The organism is Coralloluteibacterium thermophilum (assembly GCF_042654365.1).
Taxonomy (GTDB): Bacteria; Pseudomonadota; Gammaproteobacteria; order Xanthomonadales; family Xanthomonadaceae; genus Coralloluteibacterium; species Coralloluteibacterium thermophilum.
Window position 1 is genome coordinate 22,616 of sequence record NZ_JBHSGG010000049.1, and the last position, 22,609, is coordinate 45,224.

The window sequence follows — 22,609 nt, forward strand, 5'->3', positions numbered from 1 at the left end:
ACCCTGCCGGCGGCCGCGCGGAGCGCCGCGGCAACGCGTACGTCAGAAAGCCCGCCGTCCCTTCCGGGCGGGAACACGAACCCAGGACCGCGCGGCGCTCCGCCTGCCGCGGCCGCCGGCTGACACACGGACGCCCTATCATCCCCGCCGGGCATCAGGAGAACGCATGCCGAAGGAGTTTCGGATCCACGGCAAGCAGGCGGCGCCGGGGTCGGGTATCACGGTGCCCTGGCGGCACAGCCTGCGCACCCGCATCACCCTCTGGACCGGCGCCATCACCATGGCGCTGCTGCTGCTCGCCCTGCTGATCGCGGCGGGCTTCGCGCGCGACCTGGTCCTGGAGGAGACGAAGCGGAACATCCGCGAGGAAACGCGGGAGGCCGCCCAGCGCATCGGCAACGCGCTGCGCATGGTCGCGGTCACCTGCAACGGCATCGCCGACACCATCGACAACACCCGGCTCGCACCGGACCAGCTGGTGTCCATGGTGCGCGCGATGATCGACGCCACGCCCGGCGCCACCGGCGCGATGCTGGCGCTGGAGCCGACGCTGCCCGGCGAACGCCTCTTCGCCTACTACGTCTCGGAGACCGGCCGCGACCGCGACTTCATCGCCACCGGCTACGACTACGCATCGCAGGACTGGTACCGACGGACGCTGGCCTCCTCCGACGGATGGTGGTCGGAGCCCTACCTCAACGAGACCGCCGGGGGGATCTGGGCCATCACCTACAACCAGCCGCTCCGGAGCGGGACGGACGACGGCCGGCCGCGCGGCATGGTCAGCATGGACTTCACCCTGGACGGCATGCGAGCGCTCGCGGGCGTCCACGCCGCCCAGCCGGGGTGGCAGGTGGCGGTGGTGGCGCCGGAAGGGCTCATCGCCATCCACCCCGAGCCGGGCATCGCCCTGACGCACACCCTGAACGACTACATCGAGCGGGCCGGCCGCGACGACCTCGGGCCCCTGACCGGACCGATCGGTCGGCGCGAGACCTTCTCGTATTCCCACACCGACCCGCGCGACGGCACGCGCTACTTCACCGCGGTCGAACCCAACGGCGTCAGCGGCGGCAGCGTCATCATGTCGGTCTCCTACGCGAGCATCCTCGGCCGCCTGTACCAGGTGCTGGCGATGGTGATCGCCGCCGGCGCCCTCGCGGCGCTGCTCAGCCTGCTGGCCCTGCACCGGCTCGCCTACCGCATCAGCCGCCCGGTGGAGGATCTCACCGTCTCCGCCGTCCACCTGGACAACGGCGAGTACGAGCGCCCGGTCCCGCACACCGGGCGCGACGACGAGGTCGGCTACCTGGCGCGCACGCTGGACGACGCCCGCACCTCCATCCAGCGCCAGCTCGTGGAGATCGAGACCATGAGCGCCGCGCGGCAGAAGCTGGCGAGCGAGCTGTCGATCGCCCGCGAGATCCAGCGCTCGATGGTCCCGCCGCCGCGGCGCATCGTCCATCCCGCCGGACTCGTGCTGGACGTCCACGCCGCCATCGAGCCGGCCAAGGAGGTCGGGGGCGACTTCTACGGCTACCATGTCGACGAGGACGTGTTCTGGTTCGGCATCGGCGACGTGTCCGACAAGGGCATCCCCGCCGCGCTGTTCATGGCGCGCAGCGACGCCATCCTGAAGACCGCCTCGTGGGGCGCGGCCTCGCCCCGGGACGTGCTGGCGACCGCCTCGCAACTGCTGGCCGAAGGCAACGACGCGTGCATGTTCATCACCACCCTGATCGGCTGCATCGACCTGCGCAACGGCGACTGCATGCTCGCCAGCGCCGGCCACGAAGCGCCGCTGCTGCTGCGCGCGGACGGCCGCGCGGAGCGCCTCGAATTCGGCAGCGGCCCTCCGCTCGGCTTCGAGGTCCACGAGGACTTCCCGCTCTGGCGCGGCCGGCTCGGCCCCGGCGACAGCCTGATCGCCTGGACCGACGGCGTCACCGAAGCCTTCGACGCGGACGACGAGGCCTTCGGGGACGACCGCCTCCAGGCGGCGCTGCGGGCCGACCGCGCGGCCGACGAGAACTGCGGGCACCTGCTGGCGGCGGTCCATGCCTTCGCCGCCGGCGCGCCGCAGTCGGACGACATCACCATCCTGGCGATCCGCCGGAACGCCGATGCGACGGACAACGGAGACGCACCATGCTGATCAGCCTCATCGTCCCGGGCGAGTACGCCCGGCTGGACGACCTCAACACCTCGCTCGACGCGGTCCTGGAGCGCCACAGCGTCGATCCCGGCGTGCGCGGCGACGTGCGCCTGATCGTCGAGGAACTCGCGAGCAACGCGATCGAGCACGGCGGCGCTGGCGAAGGCCAGGAGCTGTCGGTCAAGCTGTCGATCGACGACGGCGTGCTGAGCCTGGAGTTCCGCGACGGCGGCGCGCCGTTCAACCCGCTGGAGAGCGAGGAGCCCGACCTCGACGCGGACATCCTCGACCGCCCGGTCGGCGGCCTCGGGCTGTACCTGATCCGCCAGCTCGCCGAGGAACTGCACTACGAGCGCGCAGGCGACCAGAACCTGCTGCGCGTGAAACTGAAAATCCCCATGGAGCAACCCGCATGAGCCTGGACATCCGCATCCTGTCTACCGGCGACCAGATCCGGCACGTGGCCCTGCAAGGCCGCCTCGACACGCACACCTACCAGGCCCTCGACGACAGGCTCGCGCCGCTGCTTGCGGGCGCCACCCGGTCCCTGGTGCTCGACCTCGCCGAGCTGGAGTACATCAGCAGCGCCGGCATCCGCTCGATCTTCAAGGCGCGCAAGGCGCTCTCCGCGCGCGGCGGCAAGGTGGTCGTGGTCAATCCCCAGCCGCAGATCCAGAAGGTCTTCGACCTCGTCAAGGCCGTGCCGCTGAACGAGATCTTCACCTCGGTCGCGGAAGCCGACGCCTACCTCGACGCCATGCAGCGCAAGGTCGTGATGGGCGACGACGAGGACGCCCAGGGCTGAGCCCACGACCGCGGCGCCCCGCGTGGGCGTCGCGGCGACGCATCGCACCCATCGGAAAAGGAACCCGTCCGTGCCCGTCATCCTGGAACCCGCACCCTCCCGCCTCGGCGCCGCGCTGGAGCGCGGCCTGCTCGCCGCGCTCTGCCTGACCTCCGCGCTCGCCGCAGTCGTCCTCCACCAGCGCGGCGTCGCCCCCGGCGGCACCGCCTTCGCCCTGGCCTCCGCGGCGATCGCGGGTTGGGCGTTCATGGCGGCGCCGCGTTCGCGACGCCGCTTCGGGCTGCTCGCCCGCGCCCTGCTTGCCTTCGCCTGCGTGCCCTGGCTGTTGGGACAGCCCGCGGTCGCCGTGCTGCTGGCGGCGTGCGCGGGCGCGGGCGTCGTCGCCGATCTCGTCTGGCGCGAACGGCTCGACGCCCTCGGCGCCCTCGGCGCCCGCACGCGCCGCATCTGGCGACCGAAGGCCGACTGACCGCACCGCCGCCGGCGCGCATACTTCCGCCCGCCGGCGCACCCGCGACGGCCGCAACCAAGGACGTGCATGTCGCCTACCGTTTCGCCCGGAGGCCCCGCGGGTTCCCGCCGGCGGGTGCTGCCCGCCTTCCTCGCCGTGCTGCTGGCGGCACCGGCCGTCGGCCGCGCGGGCGAGGCGCCGGCGGACGGCGTCGAGTTCCCGGTCTGGTCGCGCAGCTACGTCGGCACGCTCGGCAGCCGCACGGTCGAGGTGCAGCTGGAACGCGTCGCCGACCTCCTCCGCGGGAGCTACTGCTACGCCCCCTGCACCGAGGCCTCCCGCTGGCGCCTCTACCTCCGCGGACGCGCCGTCGACGGCGGCGCGGTGCTGAGCGAAGAGGATGCCGGCGCTGCCCGCACGGAGGCCGCCGCCACCGGCCACTGGGAACTCGATGCGATCGACGGCCTGCCGCACGGCGCCTGGCGCAGCCCCGACGGCCGCCGCGTCCTGCCGCTCGCCCTGAGCCGGTCGCACCGGACGACGCACCGCCCTTCCCCTTCGAGATCCGCCTGGTCGCGGATGCGCTGCCGGACGACACGCAGGGCTGCGGCAACCTGCCGACGGTGACAGGGATACGGCTCTACCGCGACGGCGAGCGGGTGCAGGCGCTGGAGACCGAATCGACCGGGAGCTGCGGGATCTTCACTCCGGAAATCGTGGACATGGACTTCGACGGCTGGCCGGACATCGCCATCGCGCAGTTCCTGCCGGCCGGGCCGAACATCCCGATGGACGCCTGGCTGTACGATCCCGCGACCGGCCGGTTCGCACGCGCGCCGGCTTCGCTGCTGCAGGTCACCACGCCGAACTTCGACGCCGCGCGCCGCCTGGTCTGGCACACCTGGCGCGACGGCTGCTGCAGGCACGGGGTCGACATCTTCCGGTGGCGCGACGGCGAGCTCGAGCACGTGGACGGCGACGAGAGCTACATGATGCCGGTACGCGTCGATGGCGAGCTGCGCGGGTGCTACGTCGCACCCGACTACGCCGACGGTCGCATCGTCTGGCAGGGCGCACTCCGCGACGTTGCCGGCCGCCCGACGCTCGACCCGGACGTCGCGGCCCACTGCACGCCGACCACGCCGGAAGGCATGCTCGACCCGTCGCGCATCCGCATCGACGTCTGGCAGGAGGCCGCCCCGGGGAGCGCGCCAATCCGCATCCGCAGCGAGACCGCGCGCACGGTGCAGGGCGTCGTCGGCGACACGACCCGGACCTGCACCGAGCTGCCCGTGTTCGACGAGGGCACGATCGGCTGGCTGCCCCTCGCGGGCGACGGCTGCGCCTCGCACGACGATCCCTGACCTGGACGTCCCGCCCATGCGCCTGCTGCCCGTCCTTCTCCTCGCCTGCGCAGCCATCGCCGCGCCCGCACGCACGGAGGACGCGCCGCCGTGTCGCAACGGCCTGTTCCCGGAGTACGAGGGCGGCTTCCGCATGGGCACGATCGGCCCGGGTCCACGCGTGCACTTCCATCGCGACTGGCCGGCAGGCGAATGCCCGCACGGCGATGGCTGCCGCGAGCGGGCCTACCTGGTTCCGGGCGACGCGGTGCTGCTGGCGCACGCGCACGGCGAATGGACCTGCGTGTGGTACTCCGGCACCGACCGCGCCTTCGTCGGCTGGCTGCCCGCCGCGCGCATCGCGGTCGAACCGGCCACGACGCCGGACGACTTCGAGGGCGACTGGAGCACGTTCCACGACACGGCATCGCTGCAGGTGCGCAACCTCGACGACGGACGCATCGCGGTGACGGGCGCGGCGACGTGGCACGGCATCGCCGGCAACGTCAACGTGGGCGAGGTGCACGGCACCGGCCGGCCCGAGCGCAACCGCGTGCGCATCGACGAGCCCGGCGACGGCAACGGCTGCACGCTCTGGATGGAGCGCGTGGGCGCCGACCTCCTCGTCGTGCACGACAACGCCCTCTGCGGCGGCCTGAACGTGCGCTTCGACAACGTGTACCGCCGCACCCCGCCAGGCACGGGGGACTGAGCCGCCGGCGTCGGGATAGTCCCTACTCCCCGCAAGCCGCATCGACTGCTTTAATCCGCGCGTCGGTCATGGGCACTGCGTGTCCTCTCCTCCTGGCGTTTCGCCATTGCCGGCTCGGACACCGGAGGCGCGATCGACGATGACGGGGTCCCATGAACGCGACGATCCACACGGCGTTCCCGCACGGCTTCGCGCCGAACGAGGCGCGGCACGCCCGTCTCCGACCGCTGCGGCCAGGCGACCGGAACAGGAAGAAACCTCACTCACACGGAAACGCCATGAAGAAGACACAAGCGGCTGCATGCCTGGGCGCTCTGCTCGCACTTTCGTCTCCCGACGCGACCTCTGCGGAGCCGTTGCGCGCAGTGATACGCCAGGAGGTCTGCGCCGACCTCTCGCTCGAACTCCGGGGACGCTCGACGCCCGCCTCGCTCTGCGTCACACAGGGCTTTTTCAGCCACGACGTGTACAGGCTGCTCGTCTCCCGCCGGCAGGTTCTGAGGGGAATCGACGACGAGGTCGCCGAATCGGTATCGGGCACCTATCGCAGGCACCAGATCTCGCTGACCTGCACCCCGCAACTGGAGAGGCCCGACGAGCCGCCGGCCGACAGGATCGCGTTCGCAAGGCGCGCTCTTCCTGACGCGACGGAAGAAGAAATACGCGCGGCGGCGCTCACCTTCTCCGCCGTGGAAGTAGGGCGTGACTGCAACGTCCTCGTCGATGAGATGCCTGCGGCAAACGTCCAGGTCGTGTTCTGACGTCCCCATCGCCCGCCCCGGCACCACCGCCGGGAACGGCGGGCGTCGGGCCTGACGGCACGGCGGTGGGCGGGGGACCCGCCGCTCTGCACGGGAAATGCGCCAAGGCGGCTGCCAAGCGGCCGCCTTCACCTCGCGCACGCGTTGGTGAAACGCCGATACGTACCCTTCCCGACTAATCCTGTTGAAGGACGGGCGGCGCGTTCCGCAGCTCGAGCATCCTCGAGATGTCTTTCATCATCTCCGCCTGCATCTCCTGTAGCCGCGGCTGGGCAGCGGCCATGCGTTCCTGCACCAGCGACACGGTCCGATGCATGAGCCCGGGCATCTTCGTCACCATCGCACGTCCCAGGTCGCTCCGATAGAACTCGAGCAGACCCTCAATCTCTTCCTGGGTGAAGGTCTCCTCGTACATTTCCACGTACAGGGGCTCCAGAGCTTCCCAGCTCATGATCTCGCCGAAGACCTGCAGCAGCCTCGCATGCTGCGCCTTCAGTATCGCCTTCTCGTCGACGGAGGGCTCCCGGCCGGCAAGCGCCTGCGCCGTGGCAGCCTCCAGATATCCCTCCATCTGCGCCATCGTCGAGTCCAGGAGGTTCCTGGCCTCCGTCAGTTCGAGCAGTTCGTATACCGACTCTCTGCTCGCAAGATCGCTACCGACGGCTCCTGGTACTCCCGGACCTATCGACAGCAGTACAGCCAGGATCCATCGCGTCATCCCACGTCTCCCCATCTGCGGCACGCCCGCTCGAGTCGGGAAGGATAGCCGGCGACGGAGCATCCTCGCCGCTCTCCTGCCATCATGAGATGGCTGCCGTTCCGGAGGAATTCGATGCGCCCGATGTCCCTGCTGTTCGTCGCCCTCGCGCTGTGCGCGCCCGTCGCCTTCGCCGTACCGACGGCCGCAACGCCGGAGAGCGCGCCCTCGGTGGTGCGCCTCGCGCAGGACGACGACGGCGCATGGCGCCTGCTCGTCGACGGCGCGCCGTTCTACGTCAAGGGCGCCGGCGGCACGAGCCGCATGGAGGAACTGGCCGCACGCGGCGGCAACTCCATCCGCACCTGGGGCCCGGGCGCCACCGTCGAGGAGACGCGCGCGCTGCTCGACACCGCGCAGCGCCTCGGGCTGAGGGTGGCCATGGGCATCGAGGTGGCGCGCGAGCGCCACGGCTTCGACTACGACGACCCGGCCGCGGTCGCGGCGCAACTGGAGCGCATCCGCGGCGAAGTGATGGCCTACAGGGACCACCCCGCCCTGCTGGTGTGGGTCGCGGGCAACGAACTGAACCTGGAGTCGACCAACCCCGCGGTATGGGATGCGGTCGAGGGCATCGTGCGGATGATCCACGAGGTCGATCCCAACCATCCCGTGATGACCACCCTGGCCGGCTTCGACCCGGCCCTGATCGCCGAGATCAAGGCCCGCGCGCCGTCGCTGGACCTGCTCGGCATCCAGCTCTACGGCGACCTGGACACCCTGCCCGCCAAGCTGGCCGCCAGCGACTGGACCGGTCCCTACGTCGTCACCGAGTGGGGCCCGACCGGCCACTGGGAAAGCCCGCTGACGCAGTGGGGCGCCGCGGTGGAGGACACCGCCACGCGCAAGGCGGAGCTGCTGGTGGAGCGCTATCGCGGCACCATCGCCGCGGACCGCCGCCAGGGCCTGGGCAGCTACGTCTTTCTCTGGGGCCAGAAGCAGGAGCGCACGCCGACCTGGTACGGGCTGTTCCTGCCGACCGGCGAGGCGACGCCGCGCGTGGACGCCATGCAGTACCTGTGGACGGGCGAGTGGCCGTCCAACCGCAGCCCGCAGGTGGGCCTGCCCACGCTGGACGGCCGCACCGCGACCGAGAGCGTGACCCTGCACCCGGGCCGGACCTACACCGCGCGCATCGAGGCGATCGATCCCGACGGCGACCCACTGACCTTCCGCTGGCGCGTGCTCGAGGAGAGCACCGCCACCTCGGTCGGCGGCGACCCGGAGGAGGTCCCGCCCGACGTCGCTGTCCGCTTCACCGAGACCGCGCCCGGCACGGTCGAACTGACTGCGCCCGCGCAGCCCGGCCACTACCGGCTGTTCGTCGAGGCGCACGACGGCCAGGGACACGCGGCCTACGCCAACGTCCCGTTCCGCGTGCAGGGCGACTCGCCGTAACGGCGATGGGCGCGGAATGAGGGATGAGGAACGAGAGGCGAGGGAAGGCGCGGCTGCCTGACCTTGCTTCCCGCTTCTCGCCATGCGCGTCTCGCCCCGTCCCTCCGCGGGCAGCAGCGGAGGGGCGGCACGAGGCGCTGTGCGCCGTTGCGCTTGCTCCGCATCCCGCCTTGAAACGGGCCGGGCATCGCAGGCGCCGGCGGGACACAGGCGACGGTTGCCCGGGCGAAACGAGTTCGGCCGCCGCCCGCGCCGCGACGCGCAGGGCACCTGCAGGCGGCCCGGCCCGCGAGCCGGCGGGAGCGGTCCTGCCTACGTTTCCCAGCACGAAAGCAGGCCCCGCCCAGAGCGCGGAAGCGCTTGCTCCTGGCTGCCGCCGAGGGACGCAGCGCGCTGCGCGCGCTCGTTCCCATCCCGGCCTTCCCCGCAGGCGGGGGAACGAGCCGGGCGCTCGAGCGTGCAGGGCGTTCCCCACTCCTCTCCACTCACTCCTCGCCCTCGCACCGTGACCGATGGGGCAGCAGCCCGCGCGGGCGATGTGCCTAGAATCGGGTTTCGCCCGTCTCGAGGACCTCACGCCCGTGCATCCGAACCTCCGCTTCCGCGCCCTCCCCCTTGCCCTCGGCCTGTCGGCCGCCCTGCTCGCCGGCTGCGGCGGGACCTCCGCGCCGCCACGCGCGGGCGAGACGACGACGGCGGCCGCCGGTGCGGAACAACCCGGCTCGGTCAGCGCGTTCTTCGCGAGCTTCACCGACACCTGGATGCAGCGCCAGCCGTCGGCTTCGACCGGCAGCCGCTTCTTCGAAGGGGAGCTGCAGGCGCGCCTGGACCGCGAGCTGACGCCGCAGACCCGCGAGTTCCACGACGAGACGGTGGCCCTGGCCCGCGAAGGCCTAGCGCAGCTGGCGCGCTTCGACCGCGCCGCGATGAGCGACACCGAGCGCGTCTCGGCCGAGCTCATGCAGTGGCTGCTGGAAGGCATCGTCGAGGGCGCGGAGTTCCGCGACTACAGCTTCCCGCTGCAGCAGATGAGCGGGGTCAACGTCGGCCTGCCCAACCTGATGACGGTGATCCACCCGCTCGCCAGCGTGCAGGACGCGGACAACTACATCGCGCGCCTGGGCCAGTTCGAGCAGCGCATGGGCGAGGCGGTGGAGCGCGCCGAGGACATGGCCGCGAAGGGCATCCTGCCGCCGCGCTTCATCCTCGACCAGACGATCGCGCAGATGCAGCACTTCATCTCCACGCCGCCGGCGCAGAACCCGCTGGTGACCACGCTCGACGACAAGCTGGGCGACGCCGACGGCGTCGACGACGCGCAGCGCGCGGGCTTCGTCGCCGAGGCCACGCGCATCGTCGGAGAGCAGGTCTATCCCGCGTGGGAGCGGGCCATCGCCATGCTCGACGGCCAGCGCGCGCAGGCCACCGACGACGCCGGCGCGTGGCGCCTGCCGGGCGGCGACGCCTACTACCGGCACCAGCTGCGCCGCTTCACCTCCACCGACCTCACGCCCGAGCAGATCCACCAGATCGGCCTGGACGAGGTCGCGCGCATCGAGGGCGAGATGGACGCCATCCTGCGCTCGCTCGGCCGCACCGAGGGCAGCGTCAGGGACCGCGTGACCCAGCTCAGCCGCGACCTCGCCTACTCCGACGACGATGCCGGCCGCGCGGCCATCATGGCCGACATCGACACCATGATCGTCGACGCCAAGGCGCGCTCCGAGGCGCTGTTCGACATCGTGCCGAAGAGCGACGTCATCGCCCGCCCGTATCCGGAATACCGCTGGGCCGCGGCCGCCGCGAGCTACACCGCGCCGCCGCTCGACGGGTCGCGCCCGGGCGTGTTCCAGATGCCGCTGCGCCCCAACCGGCTGACGAAGTTCGGGCTGCGCACCCTCACCTACCACGAGACCGTCCCCGGCCATCACTTCCAGATCGCGCTGTCGGTCGAGAACACCGAGCTGCCGAAGTTCCGCCAGACCCGCGCGCTCGGCGGCATCTCGGCCTTCAGCGAGGGCTGGGCGCTGTACTCCGAGCGGCTCGCCGCCGAGGAAGGCTGGTACGAAGGCGACCCGGAGGGCCTGCTCGGCCAGCTCGACGCCGAGCTGTTCCGAGCGCGCCGCCTGGTCGTGGACACCGGCCTGCACGCCATGCGCTGGACCCGCCAGCAGGCGATCGACTACGGCATCCCGCCCTCCGAGGTCGACCGCTACGTGGTGATGCCGGGCCAGGCCACGTCCTACAAGATCGGCCAGCTCGAGATCATCCGCCTGCGCGACAAGGCGCGCGATGCGCTCGGCGAGCGCTTCGATCCGCGCCAGTTCCACAACCGGGTGCTGCTGACCGGCGTGGTGCCCCTGCCCCTGCTGGAGCGCGAAGTGGACGCCTACATCGCCGAGGTCCGGGCCGGCGGCTGAGCCGCTACCGCGTCCGCGCGGGCGCGAGGCCCGCCCGCGATCCCCCGCCGCCCGCTGCCTGCGCAGCGGGCGGCGTCGTTCCGGGCCCGCTCAGCGCGGCACGATGCGCAGCAGCCGCCCGTCCTCCTCGTCGGTGAGCACGTAGAGCGCGCCGTCGGGCCCCACGCGCACGTCGCGCATGCGTTCGCCGAGGTCGGCGAGCATGATCTCCTGCTCGCCGGGCGTGCCGTCCTCCGACATGGACACGCGGCGGATGGTCTTCTCCGCCAGCGCCGCGACGAACAGGTCGCCCCGCCACTGCGGGAACAGGTCGCCGTCGTACAGCGCCATGCCCGCCGGCGCGATCGAGGGCGTCCAGACCAGGAGGGGATCGATCATCCCCGGCATGCGGGTGAACGGCGTGATCAGCGCGCGGCTGTAGTCTCGCCCCTCGCTGACCAGCGGCCAGCCGTAGTTGCCGCCGGGCTGGAGGACGTTGAGCTCGTCGCCGCCGCGCGGACCGTGCTCGTGCGAGTAGATGCGCTGGGTCGCCGGGTCGTACACCAGCGCCTGGATGTGCCGGTGGCCGTAGCTGTAGATCTCCGGAAGCACGTCGGCGCGCCCGACGAAGGGGTTGTCCTCCGGCACGCTGCCGTCGGTGTTGATCCGCACGACGGTGCCGATGTGGCTGTCGAGCTTCTGCGATTCCTCGCGGAAGAAGAACCCGTCGCCCATGCTCATCAGCAGGGTGCCGTCTGACAGCAGGAGCAGCCGGCCGCCGCCGTGCACGGCGCCGGACTTGGCCGGCATGGTGGTGAAGATCGGCTGCACGTCGTGCAGGCGTTCGCCGTCGAAGCGCGCGCGCGCCAGCCGGGTGTGGTTGGCCCGCCTGTCGCCGTGCACGTAGCTCAGAAACAGCGTGCCGGTCTCGGCGAAGTCCGGCGCGGGCAGCACTTCGAGCAGGCCGGACTGCTGCGCGTCGAGGACCGGAGGCACGCCTTCGACCGGAGCCTCGCGGAGCTGCCCGTTCTCGATCACGCGCAGCCGGCCGGGACGCTCGGTGACGAGCATCCGTCCGTCGGGGAGGAAGGCCAGCGACCACGGGTGCTCGAGTCCCTCGGCCACGGTTTCCACCCGGTACTCGGCACGCGCCACCGATGCGATGGCGAACAGGGCCGTCAACGAAAGGGTCAGCAGGAATCGAGTCATCACCTTGGCTCCATCCGGGACGTGGAAGATCGGTAACGGCATCGCCGCCGATACCGCCGCAAACGTCGGCCAGTCGAACACGCATCAGGAGATCGCCCAGTGAAAGCCTCCGTCGTCCGGGGCGTGGTCCCGGCCTTCATCCTCGCCGTCGTCCTCGCCGTGGTGTGGGGCTCGCTCGTGCAGACGCACTACAACCTGTCCGCCCTGGCCTCCATGGGCGCGGACGTCGCCTCCGTGCGCTGGCAGACCATGGGGCGCGACCTGTTCAGCGGCTTCTTCCCGACCTACGGCGGCTACGTGGTGCTGCCCGCCCTGCTGGTGGCCTTCGTCGTCGCCGCGCTGATCGCGCGACGCGCACCGGCCGCGGCGCGCATTCCGCTGTTCGCGCTCGCGGGCGGGCTCGCCATCTTCCTGGCCAATCCGCTGGTCAACCAGCTCGCGCCGGTCGCGCTGCTGGTCGGCGCCACGCGCGACTGGGGCTGCACGTTCTGGATGTCGATGGGCGGCGTGGCCGCCGGCCTGCTGTTCGCGCTGCTGGTGCCGCCGGCGCCCCGGCGCCCGGCGCACGCGCACGACACCGCGCACGCACGCCCGGTCGCCGGCTGAGGCCCGGCCGAGGCCTCGCGGCGCCCGCTTCGCGGCAGGTGGGCCGTGGGACTCCGGGACAGGATCCGGCGCGGCCGCCTTGAGCGCGCGCCGCGGCACGGCCACAATCGCGCGCTTTCGCCGCGGTGCCGTCCATGTCCCTGCTGTTCCGAATCGTCGCCGTCCTGCAGATCGCCGGCGGCTTCTATGGCTTCGCGACCCTGCTGCTGCGCCTGCTCGCCGGCGGCCACGGCGGCATCGGCCTGCTGATGCTGGTGATCGGCCTGCTGATGTCGGTCTTCGCCCTCGTGGCGGGCGTGATGCTGATCGAGGGCGCCGCCATGGGCGTGACGCTGTCGCGCATCGTGCAGGGACTGCAGATCCCCGTCATCGGCACCTCCTGGCTGAGCTACGCCTGGCACACCGGCGCGGCGGCGCCCTTGACCGTGATCTTCGGGCGCCGCGTCACTGCCGACATCGACTGGAGCGTTCCGTCGCAGGCCTGGCGCCTGGCGACCGGCGGCCATTCGACCACCGTGCTGGGCATCAACCTGCTGGCGCTGGCCTGCTGGCTGCTGCTGCGCTTCGCGCGGCGCTGAGCGCCTTCAGCGCACGTAGCTGGCGCCGTTGACGTCGAGCGTGGCGCCGGTCATGGAAGGCGGCGCGGACAGGGCGGCGAAGACCGCGACCTCGGCCACCTCCTCCGGCTCGGCGACACGGCCGAGCGGAATGTCGGCCAGCAGGCGTTCGCCGCCGCGACTGGCGAGGTAGTCCTCGGCCGGGCCGGTCACGGTGAATCCCGGGCAGACGGCGAAGGCCAGCACGCCCTGCCGCGCATAGCCGCGGGCAATGGTGCGCGTCATCGCGAGCATGCCGCCCTTGGACGCGGCGTAGTGCCAGTGGTCGGGGCCGTCGCCGCGATGCGCCGCCCGGCTGGCGACGTTGACGATGCGCCCGCCGGCACCGCGCGCGAGGAAGTGCGCCACCGCGAGCCTGCACAGCTCAGCGCTGGCGACCAGGTTCACCTGCAGGGTGCGGGCCCAGCGCGCGGACCATTCGGCGTCCGGCAGGTCGATCGGCGCCGCCTCGAACACGCCGGCGTTGTTGACGAGCACGTCGATGCGTCCGTCCAGGCGCGCCTGCGCAGAGGCCCACAGCCGCGCGGGCGTCGCGGGATCGGCGAGGTCGCCGTCGGCGCTGCCGGTGGCGACCAGGCGCACGTCCTCGCGCGCCAGCCGCCGCGCGATGGCCGCGCCGATGCCGCGGGTGCCGCCGGTGAGGAGAACGTGTGTGGTCATGCCGCGCCCTGCCGCTGGAGGAACGGCGCATTAGGCGGATTCGCGGCGGCGCATGCAACGCCGGCGACGCCGCCGGCTACTGGGCCGCCACCACCTCCTGCGCGACGCCGTCGAAGCGCAGGCCCTCCAGCAATGCGTGCAGGCGCTCCACCGCCCGCGCGCGGGCGAAGCCGGGCGCCAGCGTCTCGGCGTCGCCCGTCACCACGAGGTCGATGGCGTAGCAGGTGCGGTCGCGCACGGCGCGGTAGCCGCGCACGAAGCGCGACTCGCCGTCGTTCGTCTCGCCGCTGTCGAAACGCACGAACTCGACGCCGCCGAGCACCTCGGTGGTGCGCGTGCCCGCGTGCAGGGTCTCGGGATCCTCGGTGCAGCGCGCCACCTCCGCGTTCCCCCGCGCCGTGCCGATGCGCAGCTCGGCCCGCACCGCCTCGTCGCCGCCCGGCAGGCGCAGCGCGAGCAGGGGCTGGGCGGCGCTCGCCGGCGCGCCGGGCGCCGCGCGGCGGGCCGGCACGTTCTCGGGATGCGCGATGCTGATCCCGGCCTCCGGGACCCGGGTCACCACCAGCACCGGGGCCACCTCGTCGACGGAGGCCTGCTCGTCCGCGGGCGCGCGGCTGCAGGCGACGAGGACCAGCGGGGCGGCGAGAGCGAGGAGGAAGCGGCGTGCGGGCATGCGGCGCAGCCTCGGTGGCGGCGCGTCATCGCGCCGTGGACGCCCGCGCGCGGCGCGCCACCGCGCGTCCGAGCCGCTGCACGGCCGCCGCCGCGGGCGCATCGAGCGGATGCCCGGCATTGATGCGCAGGTGGTGGGCGAAGCTGCGCGAGGCGGAGAACATCGGCCCCGGGGCGAGGCTGACGCCCTCGGCCATGAGCTCGCGGTGCAGGTCGAGCGCATCCACCCGGGCGGGCATCTCCACCCACAGGAAGTAGCCGCCGGCCGGACGCGATACCCGCGTTCCTGCCGGGAAGGCGCGCCCGATGGCCTCGATGTAGGCCTCGCGCTGCGCCTGGAGCGTGCGCCGCAGACCGCGCAGGTGGCGCTCGTAGCTGCCGCGCTCGAGATAGCGCGCCAGCCCGAGCTGTGCCGGCACGCTGGTCGCCAGCGACAGGGCGAGCTTGTGACGCGCGACCGCGTGCAGGAAGCGGCCCGGCGCGACCCAACCGATGCGGTAGCCCGGCGCGAGGGTCTTGGAGAACGAACTGCAGTGCATGACCCAGCCCTCGCGGTCGAAGGCCTTGGCCGCCGGCGGGCGGCGGCTGCCCGAATAGAGCTCGCCGTAGACGTCGTCCTCGATCAACGGCAGGCGGTGGCGCGAGACCAGCGCGACCAGGGCGCGCGCCTTGGCCTCGTCCATGCTGCTGCCGAGCGGGTTCTGGAAGCGCGTCATCAGCCAGCAGGCACGCGGCGCGTGGCGGACGATGGCGGCGTCCAGCGCATCGAGGTCGATGCCCTCGCGCGGGTCGGTCGCCACTTCCACCGCCTTCAGCCCGAGGCGCTCCAGGGCCTGCAGGCAGGCGTAGAAGCAGGGCGACTCCACCAGCACCGTGTCGCCGGGCGCGCAGACCGCGGCCAGGCACAGGTTGAGCGCCTCCATGGCGCCGTTGGTCACGAGGATCTCGTCGGGACCGACCTGCGCCCCGTCGAGCAGGTAGCGCAGCGCGATCTGGTGGCGCAGCGCGGCGTTGCCGGGGGTCAGGTCGTCGACCGTGCTCCAGGGGTCGAGATGGGTCACCGCCGCGGCGGTGGCGCGTCCCAGCCGCGCCAGCGGGAACAGCCGGGGGCTCGGGAACGCCGACCCCAGCGGCACCACCGCGCGCGACATGGTGGAGGCGACCACCTCGAACACCAGTTCGCTGATGGCGACGGGACGCGCCTCGCCGTCCGGCTGCGAACGCTGCTGCGGTTCCAGCGCGGCCGCGCTCGCGCGCCGCGCCACGTAGTAGCCGGAACGCGGCCGCGCCTCGACCAGGCCCCGCGCTTCGAGCAGGTAGTAGGCCTCGAACACCGTGGCCGGGCTGACCCCGCGGCTGGCGCTGGCCTGCCGCACCGAGGGCAGCCGGTCGCCGGGCCGCAGCGTGCCGCGGCCGATGGACGCCGCGATGTCCGCGGCCAGCGCCTCGTAGCGCTTCATCGCGGCCGCCCGGCCGCCGCAGGCAGCCCGACTGATCCGGTTTTATGCACGGAATCTGAGCCTCGAACATCTGCTATGGACACCCTAGCCTACGCGGCACCGTCCGCCGGCACCATCGCCATGCATCCGCTCGTCGAGGCCAATCTCTCCCTGCTGCTGTTCCTGCCCTGGTTCGTGCTGCTCGGCGCGCTGTTCCACGCCTTTCCCCGCCGACCGCGCACGGCGGGCCGGCGCGCCTTCGACGCCGCCTGCCTCGCGGTGGCGGTCCTGATGGCCTTCCTCGGCATGCACTGGGCGCTGCGCAACGCCGACCCCGGCGCCGGCGCGATCTGGAAGCAGGTGCTGGCGTGCTCGCTCGCCTACGGCCTCTTCCTGCTGGTGCTGGCGCTCGGCCTCGCCGTCCGCCGTCGTTTCCTGGCGGCGGCTCCCTCCTCCAACGCAAGGGCACCTGTTGCATGAAGACGCTCTTCATCGCCGGCTTCTTCCTCCTGATCGTCTACAACCTCGGCGCCGGCCTGTACTACATGTTCGCGGACAAGGGCGGCAGCACGCGCACGGTGGACGCGCTGACCCGGCGCATCGCGCTGTCGGTGGCGCTGATCCTGCTGGTCGTCGCCGGCATCGCCACCGGGCTCATCGAGCCGCACGGCATCGGCCCCGGCTGAGCCGGCATTCACCCGCCTGCCCGCGGCGGTGCGCCAGCATCGCCGCGCGGGTCCCGGCGCGCACGACACGCTCTAGACTCGTCCGTTTCCCTCGCGGCTCCCACGCATGCACGCTTCGCTGGTCCGATCGCTGATTCCACTCCTGATGCTGTGCGCGGGAGCGCCGGCGCTCGCGCAGACGCTGGACGAGGACGCCATGCGCGAGCGCCTCGCGAGCTGCGCCGCCTGCCACGGCGAGAACGGCGAGGGCATCGGCGGCCGCGTGTACTACCCGCACATCGCGGGCAAGCCGGCCGACTACCTGTTCGAGCAGTTGCGCGGCTTCCGCGACGGGCGCCGGCACTACCCCAGCATGACCTACCTCGTGCAGTACATGGACGACGCCTGGCTGCGCGAGATCGCGGACTTCTACGCTGCACAGGCGCCGGTCTCCCATCCGGCCGCCACGGCGCCGCTGGCGCCCGCGACCCGCGCCCGGGCCGAGCGCCTGGTCCACGAAGGCGACGGCACCGCCGGCGTGCCGGCCTGCACCGCCTGCCACGGCGCGGACCTCGCCGGCATCGAGCCGGGCATCCCCGCCCTGGTCGGGCTGCCCGCCGACTACGTCATCGCGCAGATGGGCGGCTGGCGCAACGGGCTGCGCCGCGGCCTGGAACCGGACTGCATGGCGGAGATCGCGCACGCGCTCTCGCTGGAGGACATCTCCGCCGTCGCCAACTGGCTGGCCCGGCAGCCGCACGTGCCGGGCACGCGACCGGCGGCCGCGGGCAGCCTGGAACCGCCCATGGCCTGCGGCAGCCTGATGCCGGCGGAGGCCGCACCGTGAGCGCCGCGACGCGCCGCCGCCCCCTGTGGCTGCTCCTCCTCCCCGCCTTCGTTCCGGTCGTGGTGCTCGTCCTGTGCGTCGGCCTGTTCCTGTTCTTCCGCCAGGGCGGCCTCGAACCGCTGCGGGTCCCCACCGGCACCGGCACGCCGGCGCCCACCGATGCCGCGAGCATCGAGCGCGGGCGCTACCTCGCCCGCGTGGGCAACTGCGACACCTGCCATACGCCCCGCGGCGGCGCGCCCTACACCGGCGGCCGCGCCTTCCCGACGGACTGGGGCACGGTGTTCTCGACCAACCTGACGCCCGACCCGGACACCGGCCTGGGCGACTGGTCGCTGGAGGAATTCCGGCACGCGATGCGCCACGGCGTCAGCCGCACCGGCATGCTCTACCCGGTGTTCCCCTACGCGAACTTCGCGCTGCTTGAGGACGCCGACCTCGACGCCCTGTTCGCCTACCTGCACAGCCTGGAGCCGGTGCGGGCGGAGGCCCCGGCCAACCGCCTGGACTGGCCGGCGAGCTGGCGCCCGGTGCTGCTCGGCTGGCGCATGCTCTACCACCGCCCGCGCACGCCCGGCGAGGTGCCCGACCGCAGCGAGAGCTGGAACCGCGGCCGCTACCTCGTGGACGGGCTGGCCCATTGCGACATGTGCCACAGCGAGCGCGGCCGCTTCGCCTCGCTGCCGGGGGAGCGCTATCTCGCCGGCGGCATCATTCCCGGCCAGGGCTGGTATGCGCCGCCGCTGACCCGCTCGACCCTGGAGCGCTTCCCGGTGGACGACCTCGCCCATTACCTGCGCAGCGGCGTGTCGCTGCAGGCGGCGGCGTCGGGGCCGATGGCCGAGGTGATCTTCACCAGCCTCCAGCACCTCGATGCGGCGGACGCCGAGGCCATCGCCACCTACATCAAGGACGTGCCCGACCGCGCCCGCCCCGGCAGCCGGGATCTCGTCAGCGAGCGCAGCACCACCGCGATGGCGGGCAACGGCCGCACCCTGTACGAGGACCACTGCGCGCAGTGCCACGGCAGCGACGGGCGCGGGCGAGGCATGGACTACCCGGCACTCGCCGGCAACCCCGCGCTGACTGTCAACGACCCGGTCAACGCGGTGCGCCTGGTGCTCTACGGCGGCGTGCCGCCGACCACTGCGCTGAACCCGCGGCCCCACTCCATGCCGCCGTTCGCGCACACGCTCAGCGACGCCGACGTGGCCGCCGTGGTGACCTACGTGCGCGGCGCCTGGGGCAATCGCGGCACTGCGGTGTCCGCCGACCAGGTGCAGCGCATGCGCGGCATGCGCATCGACTGACCGCTCCGCCCGCAGCCGGGGAGATGTCCCGCCGCGCGGCCGGGCTGCGCCGGAGCGCAGGTCCCGGCGCCCTCCGCGCCGCACTCACCTCGACGGCGCGCGACAGGCCTTAAGCTGCGCCGGCCATCCCCACCGGACCGAACGCATGAGCGAGCCCCGCCCGCGCCGCCACTTCACCATGCTCAGGGGCTTCCACCTGGCCGACTGGTTCACCCTGGCCAACGCCGCCTGCGGCATGGGTGCGGTACTGGCGGTGCTGTGGTCGCTCGACAACGACCCGCGCCGCGGCCTGCTGGCCGCCGCCCTGCTGATCCCGCTCGCCCTGGTGTTCGACGTGCTCGACGGCCGCGTCGCGCGCTGGCGCCATGCGCAGTCGCCGCTGGGACGCGAGCTGGACTCGCTGGCCGATGTCGTCTCCTTCGGCGTGGCGCCGGCCGCCCTGGCCTGGGGCGCGGGCATGCACGGACTGTGGGACGGCGCGATCCTGATCTACTTCGTGTGCTGCGGCGTGAGCCGCCTGGCGCGCTACAACATCACCGCCGAAGCCATGTCCGCCGACACCGGCAAGGTGACCTACTTCGAGGGCACGCCCATCCCGAGCAGCGTGTTGCTCGCGCTGCTCGTCGGCGTCGCCGTCTGGCTGGGGCACTTCGGCGACGCCCTGTGGTTCGGCGCGGTCCGCCTCGGCCCCGGCGAGCTGCACCCGTTCGCCCTGCTGTTCGCGCTCTCGGGCACCCTGATGGTGAGCAAGACCCTGCGCATTCCCAAACCCTGAGGTCCGCATGCGCTACGAACTCTTCTACTGGCCCGACATCCCCGGTCGCGGGGAATTCGTTCGCCTTGCACTGGAGGAAGGCGGCGCCGACTACGTCGACGTCGGCAACGACCCCGAAGCCGGGGGGCTCCCGGCAGTCGAGGCCCTGCTCGGGGAGGACGGCGGAGCGCGCCCGCCCTTCGCGCCGCCGGTGCTGCGCGCGGGATCGCAGGTGATCGCCCAGGTGGCGGCCATCCTGCAGTTCCTCGGCCCGCGCCTCGGGCTGGTGGCGAAGAACCCGCGCGACGCGCTGTGGACGCATCAGCTGCAACTGACCATCGCCGACCTCGTCGCCGAGGCGCACGACGTGCATCACCCGGTCGGCATCGGTGCCTACTACGAGGACCAGAAGGACGAGGCGCTGCGACGCGCGGAGGAATTCCGCACCCAGCGCATTCCGAAGTTCCTCGGCTACTTCGAGCGCGTGCTGGCCGGCAATCCGCGCGGCACGGGCCACCTGGTCGGCGCGCGCCTCTCCTACGCCGACCTCTCCCTCTTCCACACGGTGGAAGGGCTGCGCTACGCCTTCCCCAGGACCCTGGACCGGCTGGCGCCCCGGCTGCCGCACGTCCTCGCGCTGGCGGAGGCGGTGGCGCGGCGGCCGCGGATCTCCGCCTATCTCGCCTCCGACCGCCGGCTCCCGCTCGACGAGAACGGGATCTTCCGGCACTACCCGGAGCTCGACCCCTGACCCGCCGCGGCGGCCGGTCCGGCTCGTCCGGTTCAGATCCGGCGACCGGCACCGATATCATGTGCGGCTGACCGGAACACGCGACAGGGGGCGTGCGGCATGGACGACATGGAACGCGCGCGCGGGCTCTTCGAACGGGCCCTCGAACACCACAACGCCGGCAATCTCGAAACGGCGGAGGCGCTGTACCGGGAGGCCGCGGTGCTGGCGCCCACGCGCGTCTCGGTTCTGCAGAATCTCGCAGCGACGGTCCTTTCGCAGCTCCGCTTCGCCGAGGCGCAGAGCCTGTTCGAGCGGGTGCTCGCGCTCGACCCGACCAACGACAACGCGCGCGAAGGACAGGCCTACTGCCTGCGCATGCTGGCCGTGGAGCAGGCGCGCGACGCCGCCGGGCGCGATGCGCCGATGCGTCCCGAGGAGGCCGGCCTGCTCCGCGAGCACGCCCTGCTCCTGGAGACCCAGGGACGCCTGCAGGACGCCCTGCAGAGCTATCGCGCCGCCTGCATCGCGCTGCCAGACGACCTCGCCACCGCCACGCGCTACGCGGGCGTCCTGCTGAAGCTGGGGCACACGGCCGACGGCATCGAGGGCTTCCGGCGCCTGCTCGCGGATCCCGAGGCGCCCGCCGGCGCGGGCGAGTACTTCGTGCAGCTGGTGCTGGAGCTGCGGATCGCTCCCGAGGGCCAGCCGCCCGCGCTGGAGGACCTGCTGGTCCGTGCGCTCCGCGAGTGCTGGGGCGCCCCCGAAGTGATCGCACCGCTGCTGCTGCGGGTGCTGCGCGACCGGCCGCACTTCGCCGCCTGCCTGCGCGCGGCCAACGCCGGCCCGGACGCGTTCGCGGCGGCGCCGGACATCGACCCGCTGCAGCGCGACCCGGTGCTGCACGCGCTGCTGGTCTCCACCGTCGTCCCCGATCCCGACGTGGAGCGCGTGCTCACGCTGCTGCGCCACCGCCTGCTCGTCGCGACCAGCGCACCGTCGAGCGTCGCCGGCCTGCGCCTGCCCGACCTCGCGTTCCGCATCGCGCTCGCGCGGCAATGCCACCTCAACGGCTTCGTCTACGCCCGCTCGGCCGGCGAGAGCACGCTGCTCGGCACGCTTTCGGCACGCCTGCACGAGGCGCTCGCGTCGGGTGCCGTGGTGCCGCCGGAATGGGTCTGCGCACTGGCCGCCTACGGCGAACTCGGCGAACTCGACCCCGCCGGCCTGCTGCTCCGCGCACACGCCTGGCCCGCGGAGCTCCGCGCGCTGCTGGACCTGCACATCCGCAACCGGCAGCAGCTCGGCAGCCAGCTCGCCCGCATCCCCCGCCTCACCGCCATCCGCGACGCGACGTCGCAGGCGGTCCGCACGGAATTCGAGGCCGGGCCGCATCCGCCGGAAGCGGCCGCGCCGCGCCGCACGCCCCGCAGCTTCGCCGCCTACGTCGCGGGGCGGCTGGGCATGGTCGGCACCGTGGACGAGAGTGTCGCGCGGCGCCGGAAGGCGCTGGTCGCCGGCTGCGGGACGGGCCGCCATCCCATCGAGCTCGCATCGCTGGTCCCCGACATGGACGTGCTGGGCATCGACCTCAGCCTGCCGAGCCTGGGACGGGCGGCGCGGGCCGCGAGCGCACTGGCGCTGCCGAACCTGAACTTCGCGCAGGCGGACATCCTCGAGATGGGCGGCTGGAAGGTGCGCTACGACCTCATCGAGGCCTGCGGCGTGCTGCACTACCTGGACGACCCGCTGCGCGGGCTGCGCATCCTGCGCGGCCTGCTCGAACCCGACGGCCTGCTCCGGCTCGCGCTGTTCAGCAGGGAGGGCCGGCGCCCGGTGCTCGCCGCACGCGCGATCGCGGCCGAGGGCGGGTTCACCGCGGCGCCCGACAGCCTGCGCGCCCTCCGGCAACGCCTGCTCGCCCTGCCGCAGGACGCGCCCGCACGCGGCGTCGTCGCGCTCGCCGACTTCCATTCGACGAGCGCCTGCCGGCATCTGCTGTTCCCCGCCCGGGAACACGCCTTCGACCTGGCGTCGATCGCGGAACTGGTCGCCGCCGCCGACATGGACCTGCTCGGCATCGAGGCCAGCGCCGCCCAGCGCGGCGCCTTCCGCGCCCACTTCGCCCCCCACGTCAGCCTGCGCGACCTCGACGCCTGGGAAGAACTCGAACAGGCCATGCCGGACATCTTCGACGGCATGATCCACGTGTGGGCGAGGCTTGGGGGTTAGGGGTTAGGGCTTGGGGCTTGGGGCTTGGAGTTCGGGGCTCGGGGCTCGGGGCTTATTAGGGCTTGGGGCTTGGGGCTTGGGGCAAAC

General features: G+C 72.6%; 24 protein-coding genes. 19 read left to right on the top strand and 5 right to left on the bottom strand.

The genetic code is table 11. The features are described 5' to 3' along the window. The first annotated feature begins 166 nt into the window (after positions 1-166). The 8 genes from ACFO3Q_RS16190 (at position 167) to ACFO3Q_RS16225 (ending at position 6,227) form a co-directional block, all read left to right on the top strand. Entirely contained in the window at positions 167-2,155 is a 1,989-nt protein-coding gene (locus ACFO3Q_RS16190; protein WP_377005832.1) for a SpoIIE family protein phosphatase, read from the top strand. Then, complete coding sequence (locus ACFO3Q_RS16195) at positions 2,149-2,571, top strand: ATP-binding protein (protein WP_377005834.1); 423 nt, start codon at positions 2,149-2,151, stop codon at positions 2,569-2,571. The genes ACFO3Q_RS16190 and ACFO3Q_RS16195 overlap by 7 nt, the downstream gene beginning before the upstream one ends. Continuing rightward, positions 2,568-2,960, top strand: coding sequence for an STAS domain-containing protein (locus tag ACFO3Q_RS16200; RefSeq protein WP_377005836.1), 393 nt, complete (start codon positions 2,568-2,570; stop codon positions 2,958-2,960). Before ACFO3Q_RS16195 ends, ACFO3Q_RS16200 begins: the two co-directional genes overlap by 4 nt. Before the next feature lie 70 nt (positions 2,961-3,030). Continuing rightward, complete coding sequence (locus tag ACFO3Q_RS16205; protein WP_377005838.1) at positions 3,031-3,429, top strand: hypothetical protein; 399 nt, start codon at positions 3,031-3,033, stop codon at positions 3,427-3,429. A 69-nt stretch (positions 3,430-3,498) separates the two neighbouring features. Next, positions 3,499-4,038, top strand: a complete 540-nt coding sequence (locus tag ACFO3Q_RS16210) for a hypothetical protein (protein ID WP_377005839.1) — start codon at positions 3,499-3,501, stop codon at positions 4,036-4,038. Continuing rightward, the gene (locus ACFO3Q_RS16215; protein ID WP_377005841.1) at positions 4,035-4,775 is read left to right on the top strand and encodes an XAC2610-related protein; all 741 of its coding nucleotides are present in this window, start codon (positions 4,035-4,037) and stop codon (positions 4,773-4,775) included. The genes ACFO3Q_RS16210 and ACFO3Q_RS16215 overlap by 4 nt, the downstream gene beginning before the upstream one ends. 16 nt (positions 4,776-4,791) lie before the next feature. Continuing rightward, complete coding sequence (locus ACFO3Q_RS16220; protein WP_377005843.1) at positions 4,792-5,466, top strand: hypothetical protein; 675 nt, start codon at positions 4,792-4,794, stop codon at positions 5,464-5,466. A 152-nt stretch (positions 5,467-5,618) separates the two neighbouring features. Then, the gene (locus tag ACFO3Q_RS16225) at positions 5,619-6,227 is read left to right on the top strand and encodes a hypothetical protein (RefSeq protein ID WP_377005846.1); all 609 of its coding nucleotides are present in this window, start codon (positions 5,619-5,621) and stop codon (positions 6,225-6,227) included. A gap of 175 nt (positions 6,228-6,402) precedes the next feature. Here ACFO3Q_RS16225 and ACFO3Q_RS16230 read toward each other — a convergent pair whose 3' ends face one another. Beyond that, positions 6,403-6,945, bottom strand: coding sequence for a DUF2059 domain-containing protein (locus ACFO3Q_RS16230; RefSeq protein ID WP_377005848.1), 543 nt, complete (start codon positions 6,943-6,945; stop codon positions 6,403-6,405). Positions 6,946-7,068: 123 nt separating this feature from the next. On the opposite strand from ACFO3Q_RS16230, the gene ACFO3Q_RS16235 reads away from it, so the two are divergent. Further along, entirely contained in the window at positions 7,069-8,382 is a 1,314-nt protein-coding gene (locus ACFO3Q_RS16235) for a hypothetical protein (RefSeq protein ID WP_377005897.1), read from the top strand. A 581-nt stretch (positions 8,383-8,963) separates the two neighbouring features. Next, positions 8,964-10,802 (top strand): DUF885 domain-containing protein, encoded by a 1,839-nt coding sequence (locus ACFO3Q_RS16240; protein WP_377005850.1) that lies wholly within the window; start codon positions 8,964-8,966, stop codon positions 10,800-10,802. Between the two features lie 90 nt (positions 10,803-10,892). On the opposite strand, the gene ACFO3Q_RS16245 is transcribed toward ACFO3Q_RS16240, so the two are convergent. Then, positions 10,893-11,990, bottom strand: a complete 1,098-nt coding sequence (locus ACFO3Q_RS16245; protein WP_377005852.1) for a PQQ-dependent sugar dehydrogenase — start codon at positions 11,988-11,990, stop codon at positions 10,893-10,895. Between the two features lie 99 nt (positions 11,991-12,089). Between ACFO3Q_RS16245 and ACFO3Q_RS16250 the strand changes: the two genes are divergently transcribed. Next, complete coding sequence (locus ACFO3Q_RS16250; protein WP_377005854.1) at positions 12,090-12,596, top strand: hypothetical protein; 507 nt, start codon at positions 12,090-12,092, stop codon at positions 12,594-12,596. A gap of 134 nt (positions 12,597-12,730) precedes the next feature. Further along, on the top strand, positions 12,731-13,174 hold the full coding sequence (locus tag ACFO3Q_RS16255) for a hypothetical protein (RefSeq protein WP_377005856.1): 444 nt from the start codon (positions 12,731-12,733) through the stop codon (positions 13,172-13,174). Positions 13,175-13,180: 6 nt separating this feature from the next. Here the strand turns inward: ACFO3Q_RS16255 and ACFO3Q_RS16260 are convergent, their stop codons facing one another. The 3 genes from ACFO3Q_RS16260 to ACFO3Q_RS16270 form a co-directional block, all read right to left on the bottom strand. Further along, positions 13,181-13,873 carry an SDR family NAD(P)-dependent oxidoreductase gene (locus ACFO3Q_RS16260; protein ID WP_377005858.1) on the bottom strand — a complete coding sequence of 231 codons (693 nt, stop codon included), beginning with the start codon at positions 13,871-13,873 and terminating at the stop codon, positions 13,181-13,183. 76 nt (positions 13,874-13,949) lie between these two features. Continuing rightward, the gene (locus ACFO3Q_RS16265; RefSeq protein ID WP_377005860.1) at positions 13,950-14,546 is read right to left on the bottom strand and encodes a hypothetical protein; all 597 of its coding nucleotides are present in this window, start codon (positions 14,544-14,546) and stop codon (positions 13,950-13,952) included. Positions 14,547-14,571: 25 nt separating this feature from the next. After that, the gene (locus ACFO3Q_RS16270) at positions 14,572-16,005 is read right to left on the bottom strand and encodes an aminotransferase-like domain-containing protein (RefSeq protein ID WP_377005861.1); all 1,434 of its coding nucleotides are present in this window, start codon (positions 16,003-16,005) and stop codon (positions 14,572-14,574) included. Positions 16,006-16,125: 120 nt separating this feature from the next. Between ACFO3Q_RS16270 and ACFO3Q_RS16275 the strand changes: the two genes are divergently transcribed. From ACFO3Q_RS16275 to ACFO3Q_RS16305, 7 genes are all read left to right on the top strand, one after another. Further along, complete coding sequence (locus ACFO3Q_RS16275) at positions 16,126-16,464, top strand: hypothetical protein (protein ID WP_377005899.1); 339 nt, start codon at positions 16,126-16,128, stop codon at positions 16,462-16,464. Continuing rightward, on the top strand, positions 16,461-16,670 hold the full coding sequence (locus tag ACFO3Q_RS16280; protein ID WP_377005863.1) for a twin transmembrane helix small protein: 210 nt from the start codon (positions 16,461-16,463) through the stop codon (positions 16,668-16,670). The genes ACFO3Q_RS16275 and ACFO3Q_RS16280 overlap by 4 nt, the downstream gene beginning before the upstream one ends. Positions 16,671-16,776: 106 nt before the next feature. After that, positions 16,777-17,496 (top strand): c-type cytochrome, encoded by a 720-nt coding sequence (locus ACFO3Q_RS16285; protein ID WP_377005865.1) that lies wholly within the window; start codon positions 16,777-16,779, stop codon positions 17,494-17,496. After that, positions 17,493-18,806 (top strand): c-type cytochrome, encoded by a 1,314-nt coding sequence (locus tag ACFO3Q_RS16290; RefSeq protein WP_377005867.1) that lies wholly within the window; start codon positions 17,493-17,495, stop codon positions 18,804-18,806. The genes ACFO3Q_RS16285 and ACFO3Q_RS16290 overlap by 4 nt, the downstream gene beginning before the upstream one ends. Positions 18,807-18,951: 145 nt before the next feature. Further along, positions 18,952-19,581, top strand: a complete 630-nt coding sequence (gene pssA / locus ACFO3Q_RS16295) for a CDP-diacylglycerol--serine O-phosphatidyltransferase (protein WP_377005868.1) — start codon at positions 18,952-18,954, stop codon at positions 19,579-19,581. 7 nt (positions 19,582-19,588) lie between these two features. Beyond that, the gene (locus tag ACFO3Q_RS16300) at positions 19,589-20,311 is read left to right on the top strand and encodes a glutathione S-transferase (protein ID WP_377005870.1); all 723 of its coding nucleotides are present in this window, start codon (positions 19,589-19,591) and stop codon (positions 20,309-20,311) included. Between the two features lie 99 nt (positions 20,312-20,410). Next, positions 20,411-22,522, top strand: a complete 2,112-nt coding sequence (locus ACFO3Q_RS16305; RefSeq protein ID WP_377005872.1) for a methyltransferase — start codon at positions 20,411-20,413, stop codon at positions 22,520-22,522. The last annotated feature ends 87 nt before the right edge of the window (positions 22,523-22,609 follow it).